Origin of the sequence: Flavobacterium aquidurense (assembly GCF_031458035.1) — a bacterium.
Classification (GTDB): domain Bacteria; phylum Bacteroidota; class Bacteroidia; order Flavobacteriales; family Flavobacteriaceae; genus Flavobacterium; species Flavobacterium aquidurense_C.
Map to the genome: position 1 here is coordinate 55173 of NZ_JAVDXR010000013.1, position 26523 is coordinate 81695.

24 protein-coding genes and 4 tRNA genes are annotated in these 26523 nt (G+C 33.8%); 2 read left to right on the forward strand and 26 right to left on the reverse strand.

From position 1 onward, the window contains the following. Nucleotides 1–129: 129 nt before the first annotated feature. The 17 genes from rpoB to J2X17_RS17565 all read right to left on the reverse strand — a co-directional run bounded on the left by rpoB (nucleotide 130) and on the right by J2X17_RS17565 (nucleotide 12849). Complete coding sequence (gene rpoB / locus J2X17_RS17485) at nucleotides 130–3942, reverse strand: DNA-directed RNA polymerase subunit beta (RefSeq protein WP_310300932.1); 3813 nt, start codon at nucleotides 3940–3942, stop codon at nucleotides 130–132. A 260-nt stretch (nucleotides 3943–4202) separates the two neighbouring features. Next, nucleotides 4203–4574: a 50S ribosomal protein L7/L12 gene (gene rplL / locus J2X17_RS17490; protein WP_007807437.1), complete on the reverse strand. Its 372-nt coding sequence runs from the start codon at nucleotides 4572–4574 to the stop codon at nucleotides 4203–4205. 91 nt (nucleotides 4575–4665) lie between these two features. After that, nucleotides 4666–5166 (reverse strand): 50S ribosomal protein L10, encoded by a 501-nt coding sequence (gene rplJ, locus J2X17_RS17495; RefSeq protein WP_310300934.1) that lies wholly within the window; start codon nucleotides 5164–5166, stop codon nucleotides 4666–4668. 22 nt (nucleotides 5167–5188) lie between these two features. Beyond that, entirely contained in the window at nucleotides 5189–5878 is a 690-nt protein-coding gene (rplA, locus tag J2X17_RS17500; protein WP_017496725.1) for a 50S ribosomal protein L1, read from the reverse strand. Between the two features lie 13 nt (nucleotides 5879–5891). Next, complete coding sequence (gene rplK, locus J2X17_RS17505) at nucleotides 5892–6329, reverse strand: 50S ribosomal protein L11 (protein ID WP_029273445.1); 438 nt, start codon at nucleotides 6327–6329, stop codon at nucleotides 5892–5894. 67 nt (nucleotides 6330–6396) lie between these two features. Further along, entirely contained in the window at nucleotides 6397–6948 is a 552-nt protein-coding gene (nusG, locus tag J2X17_RS17510; RefSeq protein ID WP_029273444.1) for a transcription termination/antitermination protein NusG, read from the reverse strand. Between the two features lie 10 nt (nucleotides 6949–6958). Further along, nucleotides 6959–7156, reverse strand: a complete 198-nt coding sequence (gene secE / locus J2X17_RS17515; protein WP_041517377.1) for a preprotein translocase subunit SecE — start codon at nucleotides 7154–7156, stop codon at nucleotides 6959–6961. Nucleotides 7157–7174: 18 nt separating this feature from the next. Next, nucleotides 7175–7245: transfer RNA gene (locus J2X17_RS17520), tRNA-Trp, on the reverse strand. A 62-nt stretch (nucleotides 7246–7307) separates the two neighbouring features. Beyond that, nucleotides 7308–8495, reverse strand: coding sequence for an elongation factor Tu (gene tuf, locus J2X17_RS17525; protein ID WP_007807448.1), 1188 nt, complete (start codon nucleotides 8493–8495; stop codon nucleotides 7308–7310). 55 nt (nucleotides 8496–8550) lie between these two features. Next, nucleotides 8551–8622 (reverse strand) — tRNA-Thr (locus J2X17_RS17530). 90 nt (nucleotides 8623–8712) lie between these two features. Beyond that, a tRNA-Tyr gene (locus tag J2X17_RS17535) sits at nucleotides 8713–8793 on the reverse strand. A gap of 53 nt (nucleotides 8794–8846) precedes the next feature. Then, nucleotides 8847–8920, reverse strand: a tRNA-Thr gene (locus J2X17_RS17540). A 101-nt stretch (nucleotides 8921–9021) separates the two neighbouring features. Further along, complete coding sequence (gene hpf / locus J2X17_RS17545; protein WP_017496722.1) at nucleotides 9022–9324, reverse strand: ribosome hibernation-promoting factor, HPF/YfiA family; 303 nt, start codon at nucleotides 9322–9324, stop codon at nucleotides 9022–9024. 34 nt (nucleotides 9325–9358) lie between these two features. Beyond that, nucleotides 9359–10252: a tyrosine-type recombinase/integrase gene (locus J2X17_RS17550; protein WP_310300949.1), complete on the reverse strand. Its 894-nt coding sequence runs from the start codon at nucleotides 10250–10252 to the stop codon at nucleotides 9359–9361. 136 nt (nucleotides 10253–10388) lie between these two features. After that, nucleotides 10389–10583: a 30S ribosomal protein S21 gene (gene rpsU, locus J2X17_RS17555; RefSeq protein WP_026985791.1), complete on the reverse strand. Its 195-nt coding sequence runs from the start codon at nucleotides 10581–10583 to the stop codon at nucleotides 10389–10391. 219 nt (nucleotides 10584–10802) lie between these two features. Beyond that, entirely contained in the window at nucleotides 10803–11945 is a 1143-nt protein-coding gene (locus J2X17_RS17560; RefSeq protein WP_310300954.1) for an acyl-CoA dehydrogenase family protein, read from the reverse strand. Nucleotides 11946–11961: 16 nt separating this feature from the next. Further along, a complete protein-coding gene (locus tag J2X17_RS17565; protein ID WP_310301136.1) occupies nucleotides 11962–12849 on the reverse strand; it encodes a ComEA family DNA-binding protein in 888 nt (295 codons plus the stop codon). A 271-nt stretch (nucleotides 12850–13120) separates the two neighbouring features. Here J2X17_RS17565 and J2X17_RS17570 point away from each other — a divergent pair, with 271 nt between their 5' ends. After that, on the forward strand, nucleotides 13121–14572 hold the full coding sequence (locus tag J2X17_RS17570; protein WP_310300956.1) for an amino acid permease: 1452 nt from the start codon (nucleotides 13121–13123) through the stop codon (nucleotides 14570–14572). A 74-nt stretch (nucleotides 14573–14646) separates the two neighbouring features. Here J2X17_RS17570 and J2X17_RS17575 read toward each other — a convergent pair whose 3' ends face one another. From J2X17_RS17575 to J2X17_RS17595, 5 genes are all read right to left on the reverse strand, one after another. Further along, nucleotides 14647–14874, reverse strand: a complete 228-nt coding sequence (locus tag J2X17_RS17575; protein ID WP_026985787.1) for a PspC family transcriptional regulator — start codon at nucleotides 14872–14874, stop codon at nucleotides 14647–14649. A gap of 74 nt (nucleotides 14875–14948) precedes the next feature. Further along, nucleotides 14949–16220 (reverse strand): DUF2851 family protein, encoded by a 1272-nt coding sequence (locus tag J2X17_RS17580; protein WP_310300959.1) that lies wholly within the window; start codon nucleotides 16218–16220, stop codon nucleotides 14949–14951. A 73-nt stretch (nucleotides 16221–16293) separates the two neighbouring features. Then, nucleotides 16294–16776: a 3'-5' exonuclease gene (locus tag J2X17_RS17585; protein WP_310300962.1), complete on the reverse strand. Its 483-nt coding sequence runs from the start codon at nucleotides 16774–16776 to the stop codon at nucleotides 16294–16296. Nucleotides 16777–16862: 86 nt separating this feature from the next. Next, nucleotides 16863–18224, reverse strand: a complete 1362-nt coding sequence (locus J2X17_RS17590) for a pyridoxal-phosphate dependent enzyme (protein ID WP_310300965.1) — start codon at nucleotides 18222–18224, stop codon at nucleotides 16863–16865. Nucleotides 18225–18268: 44 nt separating this feature from the next. Further along, a complete protein-coding gene (locus tag J2X17_RS17595; RefSeq protein WP_310300968.1) occupies nucleotides 18269–20236 on the reverse strand; it encodes a putative porin in 1968 nt (655 codons plus the stop codon). A 169-nt stretch (nucleotides 20237–20405) separates the two neighbouring features. Here J2X17_RS17595 and J2X17_RS17600 point away from each other — a divergent pair, with 169 nt between their 5' ends. Further along, entirely contained in the window at nucleotides 20406–21074 is a 669-nt protein-coding gene (locus tag J2X17_RS17600; RefSeq protein ID WP_310300971.1) for a ribonuclease HII, read from the forward strand. A gap of 48 nt (nucleotides 21075–21122) precedes the next feature. Here J2X17_RS17600 and J2X17_RS17605 read toward each other — a convergent pair whose 3' ends face one another. From J2X17_RS17605 to J2X17_RS17620, 4 genes are all read right to left on the reverse strand, one after another. Next, nucleotides 21123–23498, reverse strand: coding sequence for a TonB-dependent receptor (locus J2X17_RS17605; RefSeq protein ID WP_310300974.1), 2376 nt, complete (start codon nucleotides 23496–23498; stop codon nucleotides 21123–21125). A gap of 591 nt (nucleotides 23499–24089) precedes the next feature. After that, nucleotides 24090–24788 carry a lipoyl(octanoyl) transferase LipB gene (lipB, locus tag J2X17_RS17610; RefSeq protein ID WP_310300977.1) on the reverse strand — a complete coding sequence of 233 codons (699 nt, stop codon included), beginning with the start codon at nucleotides 24786–24788 and terminating at the stop codon, nucleotides 24090–24092. A 5-nt stretch (nucleotides 24789–24793) separates the two neighbouring features. Beyond that, a complete protein-coding gene (locus J2X17_RS17615) occupies nucleotides 24794–25549 on the reverse strand; it encodes a hypothetical protein (RefSeq protein ID WP_310300981.1) in 756 nt (251 codons plus the stop codon). Between the two features lie 58 nt (nucleotides 25550–25607). Continuing rightward, on the reverse strand, nucleotides 25608–26342 hold the full coding sequence (locus J2X17_RS17620; protein WP_310300985.1) for a hypothetical protein: 735 nt from the start codon (nucleotides 26340–26342) through the stop codon (nucleotides 25608–25610). Nucleotides 26343–26523: the final 181 nt, after the last annotated feature.

Below are 26523 nucleotides of genomic sequence, written 5' to 3' on the forward strand. Positions count from 1 at the left end.
GTGCTAATTATAAAACGCTTAGGGTTTATATAAAAAATCGGAACGGGTTACGGGTATAAATCCTAAAAACTTCTATAAATGAGTAATCAGCCCCGATAAAAATCGGGACTGAATACTATCTAATACTTATTATTCTTCTAAACGAATGTCTAATCCAAGACCTTTCAATTCATGCATTAATACATTGAATGATTCAGGTAATCCTGGTTCTGGCATAGATTCTCCCTTAACGATAGCCTCGTAAGTTTTAGCTCTACCAATAACGTCATCCGATTTAACTGTCAAGATTTCACGAAGTGTACTTGATGCTCCATAAGCCTCAAGTGCCCAAACCTCCATCTCTCCAAAACGCTGACCTCCAAATTGAGCTTTACCTCCAAGTGGCTGTTGAGTGATCAACGAGTATGGTCCGATAGAACGTGCGTGCATCTTATCATCAACCATGTGTCCTAATTTAAGCATGTAAATTACACCCACAGTCGCTGCTTGATGGAAACGCTCTCCAGTACCACCATCATAAAGGTGTGTATGTCCGAAACGTGGTACTCCAGCTTCATCAGTTAATTCATTGATTTGATCTAAAGAAGCACCGTCAAAAATTGGAGTAGCAAATTTTCTACCCAAGTTCATACCAGCCCATCCAAGAACAGTCTCATAAATCTGACCAATGTTCATACGTGAAGGTACCCCAAGTGGATTCAATACGATATCTACCGGTGTTCCGTCTTCAAGGAAAGGCATATCTTCATGACGAACGATTCTTGCAACAATACCTTTGTTACCGTGACGTCCCGCCATTTTATCCCCAACTTTCAGTTTACGTTTTTTAGCAATATAAATCTTAGCCAATTTCAAGATTCCAGATGGTAATTCATCTCCAACTGTAATAGTGAATTTTTCTCTTCTTAAAGATCCTTGTAAGTCGTTCAGCTTAATTTTATAGTTATGAATCAAATCATTAACCATTTTATTAGTAGCGTCATCAGCAACCCATTGACCTTTGCTTAAGTGAGCAAAATCCTCTACTGCGTAAAGCATTTTTTGAGTATATTTTTTACCTTTTGGTAAAACTTCTTCACCCAAATCATTCATTACACCCTGAGATGTTTTTCCGTTAACGATCAAGAATAATTTTTCAACCAATCTGTCTTTTAATTCAACAAATTTAGTCTCAAACTCCATTTCTAAAGCGCCTAAAGCATCTTTATCCTGAGTACGTTTACGTTTATCTTTTACGGCTCTTGCAAATAATTTTTTGTCAAGAACTACACCATGTAAAGATGGAGAAGCTTTCAATGAAGCATCTTTTACATCTCCCGCTTTATCCCCGAAGATTGCACGAAGCAATTTCTCTTCCGGAGTAGGATCTGATTCTCCTTTTGGTGTAATTTTTCCAATCAAAATGTCGCCAGGCTTAACCTCTGCTCCAATTCTGATCATACCGTTTTCATCTAAATCTTTAGTAGCTTCTTCAGAAACGTTAGGAATATCGTTTGTTAACTCTTCATTTCCTAACTTAGTATCTCTAACCTCTAATGAATAATCATCAACGTGGATAGAAGTAAAAATATCATCACGAACTACTTTCTCAGAAATTACAATCGCATCCTCAAAGTTATACCCTTTCCATGGCATGAACGCAACTTTTAAGTTTCTACCTAAAGCTAATTCACCATTTTGAGTAGCATATCCTTCTGATAATACTTGTCCAAGACTAACTCTGTCACCTTTTCTTACGATAGGTTTCAAGTTGATACTTGTTCCTTGATTGGTTTTTCTAAATTTAATTAAGTTGTATGTTTTTTCATCAGCATCAAAACTTACCATTCTTTCTTCTTCAGTACGGTCGTATTTGATAGTAATAATGTTAGCATCAACATATTCTACAGTTCCATCTCCTTCAGCATTAATCAATACTCTAGAATCTGAAGCTACCTGACGCTCTAAACCTGTACCAACAATTGGTGCTTCCGGACGGATCAAAGGAACCGCCTGACGCATCATGTTAGATCCCATCAACGCACGGTTCGCATCATCATGTTCCAAGAAAGGAATCAATGAAGCCGAAATCGAAGCAATCTGGTTAGGAGCAACGTCTGTATAATGTACTGCAGATGGTTCAACTACCGGGAAGTCACCTTCCTCACGAGCAATAACATTGCTAGCTGTAATTTTACCTGAAGCATCCATTTCAATGTTTGCCTGAGCAATCATTTTTCCTTCTTCTTCTTCAGCACTTAAGTAAATTGGAGTACTTTCTAAATCAACTACACCATTTGTTACTTTACGGTAAGGAGTTTCGATGAAACCCATTCCGTTAACTTTTGCATAAACACCAAGAGATGAAATCAAACCAATGTTTGGTCCCTCTGGAGTTTCAATCGGACATAAACGACCATAGTGTGTATAGTGAACGTCACGAACCTCAAAACCAGCTCTCTCTCTCGAAAGTCCACCAGGTCCAAGTGCAGAAAGTCTTCTTTTGTGTGTAATCTCAGCTAATGGATTCGTTTGATCCATAAATTGAGATAACTGGTTAGTACCAAAGAAAGAATTGATAACTGATGATAATGTTTTAGCATTAATCAAATCAATTGGTGTAAACACCTCGTTATCTCTAACGTTCATTCTCTCACGAATAGTTCTAGCCATACGTGCTAAACCAACACCGAATTGTTGAGACAATTGTTCTCCAACTGTTCTAACACGACGGTTTGATAAGTGATCAATATCATCAATCTCTGCTTTAGAGTTGATCAATTCGATCAAATATTTTACAATGGTAATGATATCTTCTTTGGTAAGCACTTGCTTTTCCATTGGGATATCTAAACCAAGTTTTTTGTTCATTCTATAACGACCAACTTCACCTAAGTTATAACGTTGATCAGAGAAGAACAATTTATCTATAATACCACGAGCAGTTTCTTCATCAGGCGGTTCAGCGTTACGCAACTGACGGTAAATGTGCTCTACAGCTTCTTTTTCAGAGTTTGTTGGATCTTTTTGTAACGTATTATGAATAATAGCATAATCTGCCTGATTATTATCCTCTTTGTGTAACAAAATAGATTTTACATTAGAATCGATGATTTCTTCAACATTATCTTTGTCGATAATTGTATCTCTATCAAGGATGATTTCGTTACGTTCGATAGAAACTACCTCACCGGTATCTTCATCAACGAAATCCTCGTGCCAAGTATTCAATACACGTGCGGCAAGTCTTCTTCCAATATATTTTTTAATACCTGTTTTAGAAACTTTAATTTCTTCAGCTAAGTCGAAAATTTCAAGGATATCCTTATCTCTTTCAAACCCGATTGCACGGAATAAAGTTGTAACAGGTAATTTTTTCTTTCTATCGATATAAGCGTACATTACACTATTGATATCTGTAGAAAATTCTATCCAAGAACCTTTAAAAGGAATTACTCTGGCAGAATAAAGTTTTGTACCATTTGCATGGAATGATTGACCAAAGAAAACACCAGGAGAACGGTGTAGTTGAGATACTACTACACGCTCAGCACCATTGATAACAAAAGTACCGCTTGGAGTCATATAAGGTATTGTTCCAAGATAAACATCTTGTACAATAGTTTCAAAATCTTCGTGTTCTGGATCTGTACAGTATAGTTTTAACCTGGCTTTTAAAGGCACACTATAAGTTAGACCTCTCTCTATACATTCTTGAATTGTATAACGTGGTGGATCAACAAAATAATCTAGGAACTCCAATACAAAGTTGTTTCTTGTATCTGTGATTGGAAAGTTTTCCATGAAGGTGTTGTATAACCCTTCGTTGCCTCTTTCGTCAGATTTCGTTTCTAATTGAAAGAAATCTTTAAAAGATTTAACCTGAACATCTAGGAAATCCGGATAGTCAGGGATATTTTTTGTAGAGGCAAAATTCAATCTTTCAGTCTGATTTGTTATCATCAATGGACAAAATTTTGATTAAAAAAAAGTAATTTTTTGTGTAAAAACACACTGTTTAATCTATACTTTCTTATTATAATCAATACATCTTTAAAAATAAACAAAAAATTAGTTCAATTTTTTTTCTTCGTATTGATCAAAAGCTTTTTCGTATTTTAAACTATTTTATAATAAAACTTGATATATTTTATTATACGAAAAATGGTTTAGGCCTTTGAGTTACCTCAAGACCTAAACCTAGTTCTTAAAACCGAGTTGAATTATTTAAGCTCAACTACAGCTCCAGCTTCTTCTAATGATTTTTTAAGACCTTCAGCCTCTTCTTTAGAAACACCTTCTTTAACGTTACTTGGAGCACCGTCAACTACATCTTTAGCTTCTTTCAAACCTAAACCTGTAAGTTCTTTTACTAATTTTACAACTGCTAATTTAGAAGCACCAGCTTCTTTTAATACAACTGTAAATTCAGTTTGTGCCTCTTCAGCAGCACCTTCTCCACCACCAGCAGCAACTACTACAGCTGCAGCAGCAGGCTCGATACCATACTCGTCTTTTAATATTGTTGCTAATTCGTTAACTTCTTTAACTGTTAAGTTAACTAATTGTTCTGCGAATTGTTTCAAATCTGCCATTTTTTCTATCGTTTAAAATGATTTGTAAAATATAATTTATTTATTGTGCGCTAATTAAGCAGCAAGGAAATAACATTCCCTGCATGTGTTATTATGCTTCTGTCTCTTCGCTGTTTGCGAATTGATTTTGTAAAGCAGAGATAACTCTTTGAGCTGGTGATTGCAATAATCCAATAAGTTCTCCAAGAAGTTCCTCTTTAGATTTAATAGTTGCTAATGCATCTAATTGATTATCTCCAATATATACCTCAGAATTGATGTAAGCTCCTTTTAAAACTGGTTTATCAGATTTCTTACGGAAATCTTTGATAATTTTTCCAGGCGCATTAGCTACATCAGAAATGAAGATAGCACTGTTACCAGTCAATACTGAAGGTAAATCACCATAATCATTAGAAGAAGCTTCCATTGCTTTTGCAAGCAAAGTGTTCTTTACAACTTCTAATTTGATACCTGCTTTAAAACAAGCTCTACGTAAGTTTGAAGTTGTTTCTGCGTTTAATCCAGAAATATCAGATACATAAATGATATTTGTACCAGCTAACTGCGCAGTTAAATTTTCAATCGCGATTGATTTTTCTTCTCTAGTCATACTAAAAATTTTTAACTACCAATTATACTGCTTTTGGATCCAATGCAATAGCAGGACTCATAGTGCTTGTAAGGTGAATACCTTTAATGTAGGTACCTTTAGCAGCAGTTGGCTTAAGTTTTATTAATGTTTGAATAATTTCGTGTGCGTTGTCAACAATTTGCTCAGCTCCAAAAGAAACTTTACCAATTCCTGCGTGAACGATACCAGTTTTATCAACTTTAAAGTCAATTTTACCAGCTTTTACCTCTGCAACAGCTTTTGCAACATCCATAGTTACAGTACCCGTTTTAGGGTTTGGCATTAAACCTCTAGGTCCTAAAATACGACCTAATGGACCTAATTTACCCATAACAGCTGGCATCGTGATAATTACATCAACATCTGTCCAACCATCTTTAATTTTTTGTAAATAATCGTCAAGACCTACATAATCAGCCCCAGCTTCTTTAGCTTCCGCTTCTTTATCTGGAGTAACCAATGCTAATACTTTAACGTCTTTACCTGTTCCGTGAGGTAATGTAACCACACCTCTAACCATTTGATTCGCTTTTCTTGGATCTACACCCAAACGAACTGCGATATCAACAGACTCATCAAATTTTGCAGAAGCAACTACTTTTAATAATGCCGCAGCATCTTTAAGAGAATATAGTTTGTTCTTTTCAATTTTTGAAGCAGCCTCTTTTTGCTTTTTTGTTAATTTTGCCATGTCTTTTTCTTAATTAAAAAGGAGCTTCTCCTGATACAGTTATACCCATAGATCTAGCTGTTCCAGCAACCATACTCATTGCAGCCTCAATAGTGAATGCATTTAAGTCAGGCATTTTGTCATCAGCAATTGCTCTAATTTGTTCCCAAGTAACACTAGCTACTTTTTTACGATTAGGCTCACCAGAACCAGATTTTAGCTTTGCAGCTTCCATTAACTGAACTGCTGCTGGAGGAGTCTTAACGACAAAATCAAATGATTTGTCTTTATACACAGTGATTTGCACTGGGCATATTTTGCCAGGTTTATCTTGAGTTCTAGCATTAAATTGCTTACAAAACTCCATGATGTTTACCCCAGCAGCTCCTAAAGCAGGTCCAACCGGTGGCGACGGATTCGCAGCACCTCCCTTAACTTGTAGTTTAACTACCTTACTAATTTCTTTAGCCATTTTTAAAAAATTTAACACTGCAATCAATGGAAGCGATTACAATGGTTATTATATATGTAACAAAAAATTATACTTTTTCAACTTGCATAAAACTTAATTCTAATGGCGTTTTTCTTCCGAAAATCTTAACCATAACTTCAAGTTTACGCTTTTCTTCATTTATTTTTTCAACTGTACCGTTAAATCCGTTAAAAGGACCATCGATCACTTTAACAGTTTCTCCTAAGTTGAATGGAATCGCACGAGTATCTGTATTTACAGCTAACTCATCCACTTTACCTAACATACGATTTACTTCAGACAATCTCAAAGGAACAGGTTCTCCTCCTTTAATCTCACCTAAAAAACCAATTACACTTGTAATAGATTTAATAATATGAGGTATCTCACCAACTAAATTGGCTTCGATCATAACGTATCCAGGAAAGTAAACTTTATCCTTAGACATTTTTTTTCCTTCTTTTACAGTAACTACTTTTTCTGTAGGCACCAAAACTTGGGAAACATAATCACCCATACCTAATCTGGCAATCTCAGTTTCAATGTAAGCTTTGACTTTATTTTCTTGTCCGCTTACAGCTCTAACTACGTACCATTTTTTCACATTATTATCTGCCATCACAAAAAAATTATCCTTTTAACCAGTTAAAAAATCCAGCCAAAGCTTTTGCAAAAAATTCGTCTACTCCCCATGTTGCCAAAGCGAATAATACCGAAAATACAGCCACAACAATTGTCAATTTTTGAACCTCAGCCCAAGCAGGCCAAGTAACATTTGACTTTAACTCTTCGAAAGCCTCTGATAAATAATTAGTAACTTTTGTCATTTGATATATTTTATATTGCACGGGCGGAGGGATTCGAACCCCCATCAACGGTTTTGGAGACCGCTATTCTACCCTTGAACTACGCCCGTAATTAAAAGCCAGTGATTTCGGTTAAGAAAATCAACTGGCTTTTTTTATAATATTTATAGGATTATCCTACGATTTCAGTAACCTGACCAGCTCCTACTGTTCTACCACCTTCACGGATAGCGAAACGTAAACCTACGCTCATCGCGATTGGGCTTAATAAAGAAACATTAATAGTCAAGTTATCTCCTGGCATTACCATCTCTACTCCTTCTGGTAAAGTAATAACTCCTGTTACGTCAGTTGTACGTACATAGAACTGTGGACGGTAGTTATTATGGAATGGAGTATGACGTCCACCTTCTTCTTTTTTCAAGATATAAACCTCAGCTTTGAAAGTAGCGTGTGGCTTTACTGATCCTGGCTTAATGATAACCATTCCTCTTTTGATAGATTCTTTATCAATACCTCTTAACAATAAACCTACGTTATCTCCAGCTTCACCTCTATCAAGGATTTTACGGAACATCTCAACTCCAGTAATAGTAGAAGTTAATTTATCAGCTCCCATACCAATGATTTCAACTGGATCTCCTGTATTAGCAATACCTGTTTCGATACGACCTGTAGCAACAGTTCCACGACCAGTGATTGTAAATACATCTTCAACCGGCATCAAGAATGGTTTAGCTACGTCACGCACTGGCTCTTCGATCCAAGCATCAACAGCTTCCATTAATTCAATGATTTTTGGTACCCAAGCAGGATCATTATTCAATCCTCCTAAAGCAGAACCTTGAACAACAGGACCATTATCTCCATCATATTCGTAGAAAGATAATAAATCTCTAATTTCCATTTCAACAAGCTCTAACAATTCAGCATCATCAACCATATCCACTTTGTTCATAAAAACAACGATTCTTGGAATACCAACCTGACGACCTAAAAGGATGTGCTCACGAGTTTGTGGCATTGGACCATCTGTAGCAGCAACTACTAAGATAGCTCCGTCCATTTGAGCAGCACCAGTAACCATGTTCTTTACGTAATCCGCGTGACCTGGACAGTCAACGTGAGCGTAGTGACGGTTAGCTGTTTCATACTCTACGTGTGATGTATTAATAGTAATACCTCTTTCTTTCTCCTCTGGAGCGTTATCGATTTGATCAAACGATTTTGCTTGACAGTAACCTGCATCAGACAATACTTTTGTAATTGCAGCAGTTAATGTAGTTTTTCCGTGATCCACGTGTCCAATTGTACCTATGTTTAAGTGCGGTTTGGAACGATTAAAATTCTCCTTTGCCATTTTACTTAATTTTTAATCTTAGTTATATATTAATTTTCAATTTCCTACTTACTTGAGCCAACTACGGGAATTGAACCCGTGACCTCTTCCTTACCAAGGAAGCACTCTACCCCTGAGCTAAGTCGGCAGAGAGTTCTGATTTTAGATTTTTGAATTTAGATTTTAGATTTTACAAATCCAAAACCTACAATCCGAAATCTTAACTTCTTTTTTTTTGTGGGGAGAGCAGGATTCGAACCTGCGAAGTTCACACAGCAGATTTACAGTCTGCCCTCGTTGGCCGCTTGAGTATCTCCCCTTTTTTTATCAATAATTGCATGAACAATTTCAAATCGCATTTGAAATATTTAGAGCCGGCGGAGGGACTCGAACCCACGACCTGCTGATTACAAATCAGCTGCTCTAGCCAACTGAGCTACGCTGGCAATATCAATAAAAAAGTCCGCTATTTCTAACGGACTGCAAATGTAGCTATTTTATCTTTGTATCAAAACATTTTTTGAAAAAAATTTTCAATTATGCTCAATTATATATGCGCTCTTATTTTTTCTTTCCTTTTTACTAGTAAACGCTCTAAAGATTCTGCCGAAAGCTCGACAGCTTCTTCAAATGTCTTACATTGTTTTTTAACCAAAAAATCATCTCCCGGAACATTAATCTTTATCTCTACCGCCTTATTCTCCTTATCACTTGTTCTTTCTACCTTTAAAAAAACATCTGCCGAGACCACTCGATCGTAATATTTTTCTAATTTATCCATTCTTTCCTGAATAAAATCCACCAACTTTCGGTCAACAGTAAAGTTAACTGCATGAACATCTACCTTCATAATATTAATTTTAGGGTTAAACATTTCAGAAGTATTATTTATTTCGAGGATGCGCATCACCATACACCTTTTTAAGCTCCGCTAAACTATTATGAGTATAAACTTGTGTAGATGCCAGACTCGAATGCCCTAATAACTCCTTAACTGAATTTAAATCCGCTCCGTTATTCAGCAAGTGAGTCGCAAATGTATGCCGTAGCACATGAGGACTTTTTTTTACCTTCTCAGAGACCCTACTAAAGTAAGAATTTATTAATCGATACACAAAAGATTCACTTAATTTTAATCCTTTTTTTGAAATAAAAAAATAATCATCATCTACTATTTCATCAAGAGCAGAACGCTCCTTTAAATACAAATTAATCTGATCTGCAATAATTGGCAATACCGGAATTATACGCTCTTTATTTCTTTTACCCAAAACCTTAACAATATTGGAAGACAAATCGACATTTCGCATCATTAAATGTATTAATTCCGCCCTACGCATTCCTGTCGTATAAAAAAGATCAACAACAAGTTTATCACGTATTTCCTCAAAACCAACAGGAGAGCCAACCTGCTGCATCAAATCCGTTAGCTCTTTTTCAGAAAACGGAATCTGGACAATCTTAGGAGTTTTCAATGCTTTATGCTTCAGCATCGGACTGACTTCTATTTGTTTTGTTTTCAAAAGAAACTTATAAAAAGACTTTAACGAAGCCATCTTTCTATTTACAGATACATTAGAAAGATTTTGATCTACCAAAGAAACAATCCAACTTCTAATCTGACCATAATTTACCTTCTCGATGCTTTCCTGCTCAAAATTAACTCTATTAAACGTCTCAAAGAATTCAATATCATTTAAATACGCATTAACCGTATGCACTGAATATTTTTTCTCCAATTGAAGATAATCACGAAAAGCATCTTTATTTGATTTCATCAGAATAAACTTTTTTTTATTTGACAGAAAACTTAATAGCACTACACCTATTATATAATCTCAAAATTAAGCATAAAAAAACCGTTAGCATCAAATATTTGACAGCTAACGGTAATTATTTTTGAAAAGTCTGATATTAACTTTCTAAACCATCTCTCATGTTTTGAATGTAAGCAGCTTTTTGAATTTGAGCTCTTTTGATAACAGAAGGCTTAATAAAAGCAGTACGTGCTCTTAGTTGACGAACAGTTCCTGTTTTATCAAATTTTCTTTTATAGCGCTTTAATGCTCTATCGATATTTTCTCCGTCTTTAATTGGTATAATTAACATAATATAGACACCTCCTCTCGTTAAGGGTGCAAAAGTATATATTAATTTTGAATTATGAGGTATGAATTATGAATTATTTTTAAGAAAAAAGAACATAGAAGAAAGAAAATAGATTTTAGCGTAAATCTTTACTCTTTACTCTTTACTCTTTACTCTTTACTCTTTACTCTTTACTCTTTACTCTTTACTCTTTACTCTTTACTCTTTACTCTTTACTCTTTATTCTTTCAACAAATTTCTAGATATAACTAATTTCTGTATTTCGGTTGTCCCTTCCCCAATTGTACATAATTTAGAATCTCTGTAAAACTTCTCTACAGGAAAATCTTTTGTATAACCATATCCACCGTGAATCTGAACCGCTTCGTTTGCAATTTTTACACATGCTTCTGAAGCATACATCTTAGCCATTGCACCAAGTGTTGTTACTGGTTTGTGTTGCTGCTTTAAGAAAGCAGCTTTATGAAGTAATAATTCTGAAGCTTCTATTTCCGTAGCCATATCAGCCAGTTTAAATGAAATTCCCTGAAAACTGCTAATAGGCTGTCCAAACTGATATCTTTCTTTCGAATATTTCAAAGCAGCTTCATAAGCTCCTTTTGCGATTCCAAGTGACAAGGCACCAATAGAAATTCGTCCTCCATCTAATATTTTCATTGCCTGAACAAATCCTTGTCCGACTTCTCCCAATCTATTGGCATCCGGAACACGACAATTGTCAAAAACCAATTCAGCAGTTTCGCTTGCACGCATTCCTAATTTATTCTCTTTTTTTCCTGAAGAAAACCCAGCCATTCCTTTTTCAAAGACAAATGCAGTCATTCCTTTAGAGTCACCTTTTTCTCCTGTACGAACAATCACCACAGCGATATCTCCAGAAATAGCATGTGTAATAAAATTCTTTGCTCCATTAACAACCCAGAAATCACCATCTTTAACTGCGGTTGTATTCATCCCTCCTGCATCAGAACCGGTATTGTGCTCTGTTAAGCCCCAGGCACCAATATATTCAGCAGTTGCTAATTTTGGCAACCATTTTTTCTTTTGCTCTTCATTTCCAAAAGTTAATATATGATTTGTACACAATGAATTATGAGCCGCAACAGACAAGCCAATGGAAGGATCAACTTTTGAAATTTCCTCTACAACCGTAATATATTCATGATATCCCAATCCAGAACCACCGTATTCTTCAGGTACTAAAACCCCCATAAATCCCATTTCTCCTAATTTCTTAAAGAGTGGAACCGGAAAAATTTGAGCTTCATCCCATTCCATTATATTAGGTCTAATGTTCTTTTCTGCAAAATCTTTAATAGACTGCGCAATCATTGACTGTGTTTCGTTGTAATCAAAATTCATTGTTGCCTGTTTTTTTTTAGAACTCCAAATATAAACTAATTATTTTTGCTTTTTCAACAGGAAAACCTTTAATTTTTGCTAAATCCTCAATATTTTCAAAATTACCGTCCATACTTCTAGCGGTTACTATCTGTTTTGCCAATGCATATCTGAAATATGGAAATTGAGATAATTCTTTTAAAGACGCGTCATTAATTGCAATTTTCTTAAGATTGACAGGTAATATAACTTTAAAATGAGTCTTCAATTCGGCAATAACTTCTGGCGATAGCCCCCAGACATCATTCATTTGTTCCATCGAGACAAAATAACCTAATATTTCTTTCTGTTTTAATATTCTTAAAGACAAAGCCTCACCTACTCCATAAATTTTAATCAAATCTTCCTGCGTTGCCTGATTGATATCTAAAATTACAATCTTTTCTTTTTTAAAATCTGTTTTCTGAACAAATTCTTTTTTATCTACTTTGAAATTATTTTTTTTCTGAATCCATTCAGGAAATTTAAAAAGAGGCGAAATAACATTCAGTAAAGAATCAGATACTCCCGTTATGTGCTGAAACTCTTCCGCAGAATTTACATATTTATTTTCTTTTCGAAAAGCAAACAATCGGTCAATTTCCTGAGTCGACATTCCAAGTTTATAACCTTTATAATCTGAAATAAAGTTTGGATTGAATTTATACACGTGTGGTCTTTCATTATATTTCGCTAATTTCAAAGAATCAATTTCAGATTGCAAAGAAGTCCACTTATTCTCTTCCTGAAAGTTTTTTTCATCCAAATTAAAATCTACGAAAAAGTAAACCAATTGCAACATGACAATAATCAAAAAAAGTAAAAAAATTCCTGTACGTTGCTGTCTTGTAAATTTAAAATGTAATGCGAGCGTTTTAAAATTTATCATTAAAATAAAATATTCAATCGTTTTAAAAGCATAAAATAAACAATAAAATATTAATTTATTAAGAAAAATAGTAAAAAATATTACTCCGAAATTATACTATATTCACAAACATCAAAATTAAATTGATGAATCTCAACACTTAAGCATCACAAATTAGGTATTTTGCATAAATTTTCGATATTTTATAACTTAAAACGATTTAATTGTTTTTATTTTTTATAAAAAACGATACATTTGGAGCTTAATAACAATAAACCAATATAATAGTATGTCAATTTGGAAAACTAAACCTCTTTCGGTATTGCTCGGTGAAGCATCCGAATCTGAAAAAGGACTAAAAAGAACCTTATCTTCACGTTCGCTTGTTGCACTTGGAGTTGGAGCAATTATTGGAGCGGGACTATTTTCGCTAACAGGAATTGCAGCTGCTGACCATGCTGGTCCAGCAGTAACGATTTCTTTTATTTTAGCAGCAGTAGGTTGCGCTTTTGCAGGACTTTGCTATGCTGAATTCGCATCAATGATTCCGGTTGCAGGTAGTGCTTATACGTACTCATATGCTACTATGGGAGAATTTATGGCCTGGATTATCGGTTGGGATTTAGTTTTAGAATACGCTTTAGGTGCCGCAACTGTCGGTGTGAGCTGGTCGCGGTACCTTCTTGAACTACTTGCGAAATACGGAATTCATTTACCACCCGATTTAATTTGTTCTCCTTGGGAAACTTTAACTCTAAGTAATGGTACAGTAATTCATGGTGGAATTGTAAACCTTCCGGCAATATTTATCGTTTCAGTATTATCTTTATTATTGATAAAAGGAACTAAAGAATCTGCATCGTTAAACAACGTATTAGTTGTGATAAAAGTCGCTGTTGTTATCATCTTTATTGTATTAGGATGGAAATTTATCGACCCTACTAATTATACTCCGTACATTCCTGAGAATACAGGTGTTTTTGGAGAATTTGGATGGTCAGGAATTGCTGCCGGAGCCGGTACAGTATTTTTTGCCTTTATTGGTTTTGATGCTGTTTCTACTGCTGCTCAGGAAGCTAAAAATCCTCAAAAAGGAATGCCAATTGGTATTTTAGGATCGTTGGTAATTTGTACGCTTTTATACGTATTGTTCTCTCACGTAATGACAGGACTTGTACCTTATTATAAATTTGCAGGAGATGCAAAACCTGCAGCTACTGCTTTTGCTGTAACTGGTTATGACTTTTTACAAACAGGATTAATTGTTGCTATCTTAGCTGGATATACTTCTGTAATGTTAGTAATGCTTATGGGACAAAGCCGTGTATTCTATACAATGAGTAAAGACGGTTTATTACCTCCTTTCTTTAGTGAAATTCACGCAAAATTCCGTACTCCATGGAAAACAAACATTTTCTTTTTAGTCTTTGTAAGTTTATTTGCTGGACTTGTACCAGTAAGTGATTTAGGACATATGGTAAGTATTGGAACATTATTGGCATTCGTTCTAGTATGTATTGGTGTTATGGTTATGCGTAAAAAAATGCCGGATGCTCCAAGAGCTTTTAGAACTCCGTGGGTTCCATTTGTACCAGTTGCAGGTATCGTTATATGTTTAGCTTTAATGTATTCATTACCAAATGAAAGCTGGGCAAGACTTGTAGTTTGGATGGCGTTAGGAATCGTTATTTACTTTGTTTACGGTAAGAAAAACAGTAAATTAAACAATCCTGATAAATAATATTCAAGATAAAAGCATAAAAAAAGGGTCATATAAAAATTATATGACCCTTTTTTTATGCTTGAAAATTACTTTTATAAATCAAATACTGATGTTCGTTTTGCACGAATTAAATCCTTTAGACGAATCCAGAAAGCTAACGTCAGATAGATTCCAAAACCTAACCCAGCAGTTACAAATGATATGTAGATAAAAAACAATCTCACACTTGTAACACGCATTCCAAGTTTATCCGCTAGTCGCGATGAAACATGAAATCCGTATTTCTCAAAGAAAAATTTAAGCTTTAAAATTGCTGACATTTCTAATTTTAGATTTTAGATTTAGACAAAAGTACAAATTATCTAATTATTTCATTTTCTAATTAACTCATTTTCTAATTATTCTTTAATAATTCCATTCCGATAGCACATTGCAAGCAAGCATTGTTGTTGCAATACTCATTTTTAAGCTGAAGCAAAGTCTGTGTTTCAAAAGCATTTTTTGGAATTATTCCAAAACTTTCGAATTTGCTTATAATGCTATTTTTTTCAGGAGTCACTTCAGTCATAAATTCAATAAGATCTTCGGAATTTGATTCGCCCATCCTATTTGAATAAGCAAATTGAAGCGGAATAATCGTATTGACAATTAATAAATCTATAAAAGAACTGGATAGTAATTTTGATTTCTTCGGACTTACTTTATCAAACTGATAATGATTTTCCCAATACAGACTTGTAGAAACATTAAATAAACTATAAACATCTTTTACTGATTTTAAATTAATCACTTTGGAGAATAAATTGTGATGTTTACTGTATAAACTTGCTAATTGAGAAAGGCGAATTGTTGGAAAATTATCAGGACGATGCTTAAAAAACTGTAATGGCTCTGTATAAACTTTTTCTAATTGATACTTATTCAAAAGATAGAAATATCTAATTTTCAAATCTTTAAAATAAACATCTTCCTTTATACAATCTAATAAACCAGAATTTCCAAAAATTAATGCTTCAAGATTTTCGACTTCAAAACTTTCTTTTCGGATAATTGAAAACGGAACAGATTTGGCGATTTTTAAGAATGTTTCACCATTTGTATTCAAACCAAAGTTTTTCGCTAACAAGCAAAATAAAACATATTCCCAGTCGCTATTTGTTTCTGTAAGTAACTCGTAAATAAATTTTGATTTCCTTTCCAGGCGTTCAAAAAATAATCTTTCCTGCCAGTTTTTAAAAACAAATTCTTCAACTTGAGCTATTTGCTTTTCACATGGTATCCATGTTTTTGGAGATATTAATGAATTGTAATTATTTATTATTTCTGATGGAACATAATCTTTCAAAACCAAAACAGGAATTTCACTATTATTTTTACTGAATATTTCCGTGTCATGTTCCCATACCACATGCAAAATTACATTTTCGTAAGCTGGATCTTTTTCGTGATGATGTACATACCAGTCTGATGATTTTAAATGAATTTCAACATTTCCTGCCCACTTCTGATCTCCTATTCTAATTTGGGCATTAAAGAAATCAGGCCCGGAAAGCTGCAAATAATCTCCTGTTTTGATAATTGTAATCTGCTCATTTGTAGTTGTTTTCAAATTCAAGGTTTCAAACTTCTTGAATTTCCAGAGATAATGAAGAAAATCCTCTCGCATTTTATGACTTCTATTAAATTTTAAAAGCCTAAAAATAACAAAAATATAATACTAATCTTACAATTAATTTAATTTATCTTAAAAGATATAATTTAGCACATGCACGGGCATCAGATAAGGCTTCATGATGATTTAGTTGGATCTTCATTTCCCGACAGCAGTCACTAAGTTTCGTTGGCTTCAATCCTTTAGATTTGTAAATCTTAACTGTGCATTCCCATTTCGAAGCAATATTTAAATCTTCATATTGCAAACCATGAAGCGCCATCGATTTAACCAATACATTCCGGTCAAAACTTTCGTTATGCGCCACCACAATTCTATTTCTAAGTCTTCTTTCTATTTCAGGATAAACTTGTAAAAAAGATTTTGCATTGACTGTATCACGCGGATAAATTCCATGAACCTGAATTGTAAAAGGATTGTATTCGTTATTTGGCGGTTTAATTAAGGAGACAAACTCGTCTACTATAATTCCATTTTCGACCGTAACTATTCCAACGGAGCATGGATGGTAACTTGTCGCTGTTTCAAAATCTATTGCGGTAAAGTTCATTTCTTAAATTTGATGTGAGATAAAAAAATCCATAAATCTAATCACTAAAATTAGAATTATGGATTCATAAAGTTATAAAAATTGTCTTATTTTATTGCTCCGATAATATCATATTTTGTAATAATATGATGGTGCCCATTTTCTAAATCTACTAAAACAGCATCATTTTCTTTAGTAAATAATTTAGAAACTTCTTCAATTGGAGTTCCTAATTTAACAATTGGAAAGGGTTTCCCCATCACTTCTTTAATGGGTTTTTCGGCTACATTTTTATCGGCAACGTAACTTCTGAATAAATCCGTTTCATCAACAGAACCGACAAATCCGTTAATATCTACCACCGGAATTTGCGAAATTTTATATTTTCTCATACGCTCAATAGCGTGGGAAACTAATTCTTCAGTACGAACAACAATTAATTGCTTGTCGATATGATCTTTGATTACATCTTCAGCTTTTGTTACATTTTCTTCTAAGAAACCACGTTCACGCATCCAGTCGTCGTTAAACATTTTACCTACGTAACGGCTTCCTGAATCATGAAAAAGCACCACCACAACATCATCAGGCTTAAAGTGTTCTTTAAGCTGTAATAGCCCTTTAATACAAGCACCAGCAGAGTTTCCAACAAAAATCCCCTCTTCAAGAGCAATCTTTCTGGTGTAAACCGCGGCATCTTTATCAGTTACTTTTGTAAAACCATCAATCAAAGAGAAATCAACATTTTTTGGTAAAATATCTTCTCCGATTCCTTCTGTTATATAAGAGTAAATTTCATTTTCATCAAAAATTCCAGTCTCATGGTATTTTTTGAAAACAGAACCATACGTATCAATTCCCCAAATTTTAATATTTGGATTTTTTTCTTTTAGATATTTTCCAACACCAGATATTGTACCTCCGGTCCCTACTCCAACAACAAAATGCGTTATTTTACCATCCGTTTGTTTCCAGATTTCTGGTCCTGTTTGCTCATAATGCGCCAAAGAATTTGATAAGTTATCGTATTGATTCACATACCAGGAATTCGGGGTTTCTTCAGCCAAACGCTTTGAAACAGAGTAATAAGAACGAGGATCAGTAGGTTCAACATCAGTAGGACAAACGACAACTTTTGCGCCAACAGCACGCAAAATATCCATCTTTTCTTTAGATTGCTTGTCTGATATAACACATATTAATTTATACCCTTTAATGATGGCTACAAGCGCCAATCCCATTCCGGTATTTCCAGAAGTCCCTTCAATAATTGTACCGCCGGGTTTTAAACGACCATCTGCCTCAGCATCTTCGACCATTTTTACAGCCATCCTGTCTTTTACAGAATTTCCAGGATTAAAAGTTTCGACCTTTGCTAATACTAACGCATCAATTTCAGCAACAATTTTGTTGAGTTTTACCAATGGTGTATTACCAATTGTCCCTAAAATATTATTTGAAAAGTCCATTTTATGTTTATTTAAGTATTTGGTTTAAAAAATATAATCTGATTTTATTGGAAGAAGTTCCAAACCAAACCAAATCTAATAGTAAAATCACGATAAGGATTATTTGGTGCCGCATAATAATCGCTTTTAGAAAACAAAGCATTTAAGTGCTCTGCTTTTAGATAAAATCGCGTCTGACGAATTCTTGCGTTTACAAAAACATCGAACAATGGATATCCTCCTATTTCCTTCTTATTTTGCACAAAAAATTCCCCAATAACAGGATTATAATCATTACCATAATATTTGGTAAAATAATTAAATACAATTCCTGACTGCATATACAGTGCTTTCTTAAAAAAGAAACCCGAATAATAAAATGTATTTCTGGTTACAAAATCAGGAACATTCAAAATCATATCAGATTGATCCACCTTTTGATATAAAAGTGTATTATCTAAACCAAAAGGCCCAAATTTAAACTCTTTACTTGCCTTAACAGATAAATAATTGATGACATTTCCGTATTGCGCCGGATTTATAATTTGAGTTTGAGCTGCAATTTGTGCATCTGTAGAAACATCTTCAAAATACAAATGATCTTTTAAAATTGAATATTGAACCTCTGCATTAAGCCACGGCGTATAAACATTGGCACTAAGTTGATTGATTTTTTCGTTCTTAAAATTATTAGACCAATTATACTCTACATAACTGCTTTGATACAAGTTGTAGTTATTATTTGGCAGCTTATTGATATTGCGGTATCTAAAATCAAATTGTATTTTCTCATTCCAATTATATCTCAATTTTGCATCTAAATCAGAAAGCGATTGGTTTGTAATTGATCTTGTGTATAAAAATCGGCCATTCCATTTATTTTTCTGGTATTCGTATTGTCCTCCAAAATTATTAATCTGCAAGAATAAATTATCCGGAATAACGCGACCTGATTCATCGATGATAATTCTCCCGTATTTATAATTAGATCTGTAATCATCCAGAAAAAACGAAAATTTACCTAAAAGTATATTTTCATAAGCAAGTCCCGCTTTATTGTATAATTTTTCAAAACGTGTCTGGTCGTTGATACCATTTGTAACATAAGATTCGCCAAAACGCTGAACAAAAGTATTGTCAACGGTTGAAAGAACAGTTGGCTGTGTGTATTCAAAAAATTTATTTTCGTAATTGAATTGATGTGTTACATATAAATTATTATTTCCTTCTTTTGAATTCACCCTAAAAGCATGATCAAAAAACAAACGGTTTCCTTTTAAGAACGATTTAGCATCTGTCAAATAAACTTGTAAACGCTGACGGTTCTTAAAATCCGGATCACCACTCTCAAAATCATTAGGAGTTGTAATTCCGCCATTTTCTTCATTGGAAATATCCTGAAAGGTAAAATGAGCATTTAAAACATATCGTCGATTTGTTGTAGAATAACTTGTTCCAATTCTAAAATTTCCTGTACTTACTAATTGATTGATGTAATCTCCTTCAGATCGCAATCCTCTGTAAGCCACGAAAAAATTAAGATTTTTAGAGGTATTCAGCGTTATAAAGGAATCTAAATTTTGCCCTTTGTTTATTGTTGTATTAAAGAATAACTCAGTGAATGGCGTTGCAACCGAGTAATATCGTATTTCGCTAGCTTCAATATAATCAAAATGTTTTCCTTTAAATCCAATTTCCGGGTACGGAGAATAATCTGTCAGACTGTATTGTAATGTATTGTAAGTTTGACCAATATTAGAAAAAGGCATAAGTCCAAAATTATCCTTTCTGCGATGATTTTGTTTGTAGGCACTTTTTAGCGTTAATGATGTATCAGCATAAATAGTGTCATGCTCCAGAGTAATAATTCTATATTGATCAATCGTTGCTACTTTTGCTTTTTTCTTTTTCAGTGTATCATTTATACTTGAATATTTTGTATTCATATCTAAATTATTCTTAGAAGTTGTCTTTTCCTGCGAAAACATTAAGACGGGTACAATTAATAGATATAGAAAAAAGAGTATTCTCATTTGATAGCTTTATATATAATTATTTTGGCAAAATTTGTTAAGCAAAGGTAAAAGATAAAAACGTATAAATAAAAAAACACTTCAATTTATACCTATGCTTTAGCAAATAGTAAAAGAACGGATATTTTCGAAGAAAATTTTATAATATTGTGGTTGAAAATTTTAAAAAATGCTTGAAAAAAATTTCTCCGGATTTATTTTCGAAACTGGCACTGATGAAGCCGGTCGTGGCTGCTTGGCCGGTCCTGTAACCGCTGCTGCCGTAATTTTACCAACTCATTTTGAGCATGAATTTTTAAACGACAGTAAACAATTATCAGAAAAAACAAGAGCACTTTTAAAGCCACTTATTGAACAGCATGCTGTTTGTTTTGCGGTTACACACTTGCTCCCTGACGAAATTGATGAAATAAATATCCTGAATGCTTCGATGAAAGGAATGCAGGAATGCATCTTAAAATTAAAGCAGGTTCCCGAATTTATTATTGTGGATGGAAACCGTTCCCTAAATGCAAAATTAGGTTTGAAGAATAGTTTTGGAAAACAATTTTCTGCAGAAGAAATTCAACTGTTAAAATCAATTCCGAATCAAAGTATTATAAAAGGTGATGCCAAATTTTTGAGTATTGCCGCGGCTTCTGTATTAGCAAAAACCTATCGCGATGAATACATGGACATGATTCATGAAGAATTCCCAATGTACAACTGGAAGCAAAACAAAGGTTATCCCACAAAAGAACATCGTGACGCTATTCGAAAATATGGCACAACAAAATACCATCGAATGAGTTTCAGGCTTTTACCCGATCAATTGGAATTGAATTTTTTTGAAGAATAAAAAGGCTTGTCCCAATTGACACACCTTTTTGTTTGAAGCTGTATTTTTCTAAAACTGATATTTATATCCAAAATCCGGTGAAAAACCAATTTGGTCTTTTTGACTGATACTATTGGTCAACCTATTGTATTCTAAAGCAAAAATATTGGTATGATTAGTGACATTTTGCAAATCAATATAAAACTGATGAAATCTTTTTTTGACTTTACTATTGATTTTAAAGCCAAACTTCACATCTAATCTTAAATATGGATCGTATTGCTGACTAAAGGCGTTGGCATCATCTTTTATTTCGTAACCAGCCTCCATAGATGCTGCCAAATCAACCGGTGTGTAATAGCGTCCGCCTGCAGTTGTAAATTTGGTATCGATAGAAAAAACATTTTTTCTTTCTTTGCCTACTTTAAATTCTTTCCCTCCCAACACATTTAATACATATCCGTTATTAAAAGGAGAATTTCTTTCAATTCCGTCGCTGCCTTCATATTTACTTTCGAAAATTGAAGTGGTAAGCAAACAATAATAACCGTCGCTAAAAGATTTTTCAAGGGTAAATTCGATCCCTTCATTAAAGCCCTTTCCATTACTCACCAAAGAAGTTTTATCAATCGAGTAGCCATAATCTGCACCTTCAGTTAAGGAAGAGTAACTACTTGGAAACGATTCGACACCAGCTTTTGCAATGTCCTGATAATAAACCTCGATTTTCCCGCGCCATTTTTTAGCCAGTCTGATATCATATCCCAAAACAAAATGCTGGCTTTGCACCAAATCCAAATCCTTATTAGTCTGCGTTAGAACTCCATTTACATTTTCATTCAAAAACAAAATTGGCACAGGCACATTTTGATGATGAATTCCGTAACCAAAACTTACACTGTTTCGACCGTTGATAGCATAGGAAAATGCCATTCTGGGTTCGACAGCAAATTCTTTGTTAATAGAAAAATACTGTCCGTGAATACCACCGTTAAGAGTAAATTTTTCAGTCAATCGAAACTGCACCTGAGCATACGGCTGAACAATATTATAATTTGCATTTGTAGAAATAAGCTGTACTAAATCGGGATATCCATCGCCATCATTATCTTGTTGCCTGTCTCTAGAGGCTACATTCGAATCGAGTGTGTAATTTTCGAAAAGCAGTCCGGTTCTGATGGTTACTTTTTTATTGATTTTTGAATTGAATAAGGTCGAAAATGTAATTCTGTTTTCGTTATTATCATTATCCTGAAAACGCAATTTATTTTCGTCTGGCGTACCGTAATCATAATAACGATCATTTATATAAGTATTACCAGAATTTGCAAATCCTAATATTGTTTTTAAATAAGAGTTATCTCCAATATCCAAAGTGTGCTTTAAACCAACAGAAGTAAACTCAGAAGTCACATACCCATCTTCGTCTTTAGCCGCAAATGGATCATCTGCATCAATATCTTCCCCAAGAAAATCAATATTTGAAGCACCATAAATTCCAAAAATGGAAAAATTACCGATTTTATGTTTTCCGAAATCAACATTAAAACTAATATCATGATAATGGGGTTGTGCAGCTGTTCCGGCCAAACCAGTAATCCCTACAAAACCATAGCGAGCAGCAACAAGAAAAGAACCGCCGATTTTCCCTAAAGGTCCCTCGGCCATCGCTTCTACTCCTGGATATGCTCCCACACTCACCATATATTCGTAATCATCAGGATTACCTTTTCTAAATCCCAAATCAAAAACACCGCCAAGCGCGTTCCCATATTCAGCAGGAAACGCTGAAGTTAAAAAGTCTGAATTTGCCAAAAGATTTGGATTTAATGCCGAAACAGGTCCGCCGGTAGTGGCTAAAGTCGCAAAATGATTTGGATTAGGAACCGGAATTCCCTCGACACGCCATAACATTCCCGAAGGTGAGTTTCCACGAACCACAATGTCATTTCGAGTATCATCTCCTGTTGAAACTCCGGCAAAATTGGAAACCAAACGTGCCACATCACTTCTTCCTCCTGAATAACGGCTCACTTCCTCTGGACTAAATTGTTTGGTTGAAACGATTGCCATTTTATTAATTGGCTTGGATTTATTGGAACCGGAAGAAATAACTATTTCATCAAGCGTATTAAACTGCTCAATCATTGAAACTGTTATGAGCACATCTTTTCCAGAAGTTACATCTATGTCAGAAATCGAAGTGCTTTCGTAACCAATAAGCGTAATGTTAAGATTTTGTCGGCCTGTTGGGATATTTAGAATTTTAAAATTCCCCTGTTCATCTGAGACGTCCTGAATGTTTTCAGAACCAATTAATTCAATTGCAGCGCCAGAAAGAGGTTTTTCAGATTGTTTGTCAATAATTTTTCCTTTAATTATTCCTGTTTGTGAATAGGATATTAAAGAGAAGAGAATTAAGAGAATTAAAAAAAATATTTTCATTTTAATTTGTTTTAAATTTTAGAACAAAAAATAAACCCATAGAATCTCTTAAAAATTAACTTATGTTTAGATTTACTATTTAGTTAATCTGGTCTGATCCAGCTTAACTTTCTGCTTTCGCCCAAAGATGCCCGTATTTTTTTTAAAATTGTTTTCAATCTCAGAATATTTTTAATAAGCTATACTGGCATTTTGACAGCAATCAATAAATCTTGACAAATCTGTAGTTAGGCTTTACTTAAATTTGAAGGCTTTAGAAAATATGTTTCTAATATTTAAAAACTTATAATTGAAACTATCACTAAAAAACATTAGAGAAATTCTTATAAAACAAAAATATGCAATTTAAATAAATTGATAACTACTTAATAATGAGTATTTAATAAAAATAGTTTTATTCTAATAATTTCTAAATTATTTAGTGATATTTAAAAAAAATTGTCTTCTAATTTTTTTTTTGCTTTGCATTTAATTGTAAAATAAAAATCATCTTGACATTTTTAATTTTTTATGAAAATGCAAAAAGCTGAAGAAAATAATGATTAACATTATTTTCTTCAGCTTTTTGCAACTGCTATTTAAGATGATTTTCTAAACAAATTCTGCTTCAAACAAATTTGTCAGATGTTTTACAATTTTAGCTTTTACTTCTTCTTCATCGACTTTTTCTACACCAAGTTCAACTTGTAATGAAGTTACGCCTTTTCCCCGAATTCCACACGGAATAATATTATCAAAATAACCTAAATCTACGTTTACGTTCAAAGCAAATCCGTGCATAGTTACCCAGCGTGAAGCACGTACGCCAAGCGCGCAAATTTTACGTGCAAATGGAGTTCCAACATCTAGCCAAACACCAGTTTCACCTTCGCTTCGGCCACATTTTAAACCGTATTCTTCTAAAGTCAAAATAATAGACTCTTCGAGAAAACGCAAATATTTATGAATATCACTAAAGAAATTTTCTAAATCAAGAATCGGATAACCTACAATTTGTCCTGGCCCGTGATACGTAATATCACCACCACGATTAATTTTATAAAAGGTCGCTCCTTTTGCTTCGAGTTGTTTTTCGTTTAATAAAAGGTTTTCGAAATCACCACTTTTACCCAATGTATACACATGCGGATGCTCTACAAAAAGCAAATAATTTGGCGTTTCTAACGCAAGTTCTTCTCTTCTATTTTTGATTTTTAAGTCTACAATATCCTTAAAAAGTTCTTCCTGATACTCCCAGGTTTCTTTATAATCTTTACGACCTAAATCCTGAAGTTGTATTTTTTTATTCATTTTAATTATTTTTCAAACTCTACTTCAAAGTTAAGTTTGTCGGGGTTTTCCATATAATCCGTAAATGGATATTGAATGGTAATTGTTTTTCGATCTTCACTGAACAAGGCCGTTGGGTTTGAAACCTTTTTAACGCGTTTAGGAAAATGATATTTTAAAACATAATTCGAAGATGCAAAAATCATATTCGACATATCTGCCGCAGAATCATTAACTTTCTCGGTGCTTTTTTGTTTATCTATAATTGCTTTACGAGTAAATTTCTTTCCGTCGTAAGTATAATTTAGTTTGCTATTGTTGTCTCCTAAGCCTGAAAATGGTGTTGAAGGATTTGCTCCGGCTTCCATTTTTTGAAGCGTGCTCATCGACTGCAGCATATCCTGCAATTCATTTACGTTTTTGAAATCGGTTGAAATATTTAATAGAAACTGTTTTTGTTCAGCATTCATTTTTAAATTGATTACAAAATCCTCCATTTTTTTAATTTGCGCCTGAGCTTCCGGAGATAATTTTGCAATACTATCTTTCTTTTCTGCAATTAATTCTTTGAAGGTAAAAGTGGAATCGATCGCTTTTTTAGCGTCTGCTCCCATTTGGTTTCCCAATTGATCTCCAGCCATTTCCATTAGAGCCGAGCCATCCATGTCAACAGAAAATTTTCCTGTTCCGTTATCATTAACATACATGTTTTCGGTAAACGTGCAACTTGTTAATGTTGCTATTAAAAAAGAAAAACTAAGTAATTTATATAATTTCATCATGGTTAATTTTTTATCAAAGATACAAACTCTATTTCAAAATGTTTAACTGGGTATTTGTTTAATCGTTTAATTGATTTTTCTCCAAAACTATTTCTAAATCTGACATTTGAGGGTTTTGAGAAAAATCTAAAAGTTGAAATTCGACTGTAACGGTCTTTTTATCAGGACTAATAATTGCTTTTTCGTTTGAAACTGATTCTATTTTTCTGGGAAAGTGACATTTTATAGTATAGGATTGCACTATTTTATATTTAGCCAACATTTTCTTCCTATCCTCGATCATTTTTTTATCCTCATCAAATTTTTTCTGGTCTTGTATTACTAAACTTCTTTTAAAAGTAGTGCCATCAAAAGTGTATTGTATTTTAAAGGATGATTTTGAAATTGGGTAGTTTTCTTTTAAAGAATTTGCCAGAGTAAGACTCTCATAAACATTTGGTATTTCTTCTATTTTTTTAAAATCATAAGAAACGATCTGAAAATTTTCCATTTGAATTGGATCTGCTTTTATATGCATTTTAACATTGGCGTGTTCCTGAAACAATGCCTGATCAGACTTACTAAATCTGACAAAGGTTTCTTTATATTTTGTGATGTAATCCTGAAAAACAAAAATTGTATCTCTAAATTTTTCTGAATCTGAAAAGGACCTTCCAAACTGCATGTAACTGTTTTCGTCCCGAAGCTGAAAAACTTCAATGCTTCCGCTTCCGTCGGGATTGATGGTTATGGTTTCGGTAACCTGGCAGCTTGTAACTAAAAGTAAGAGTAAAAGGGCTTTTATATATTTCATTTTTTTTGAAAGGTTCTGAGGTTGTAAGTTGCTAAGATACTGAGGTTTTTTGTTTAATTTCTTATACAAATATTTTTTCAACGTTTAGTTTGTCATTCCGAGGAACGAGGAATCCCCGCAAGAAACTCTACAATCAAAATCGTCAATCTTTGTCGAGCTGCTTACGGGCTTCGACTCCGCT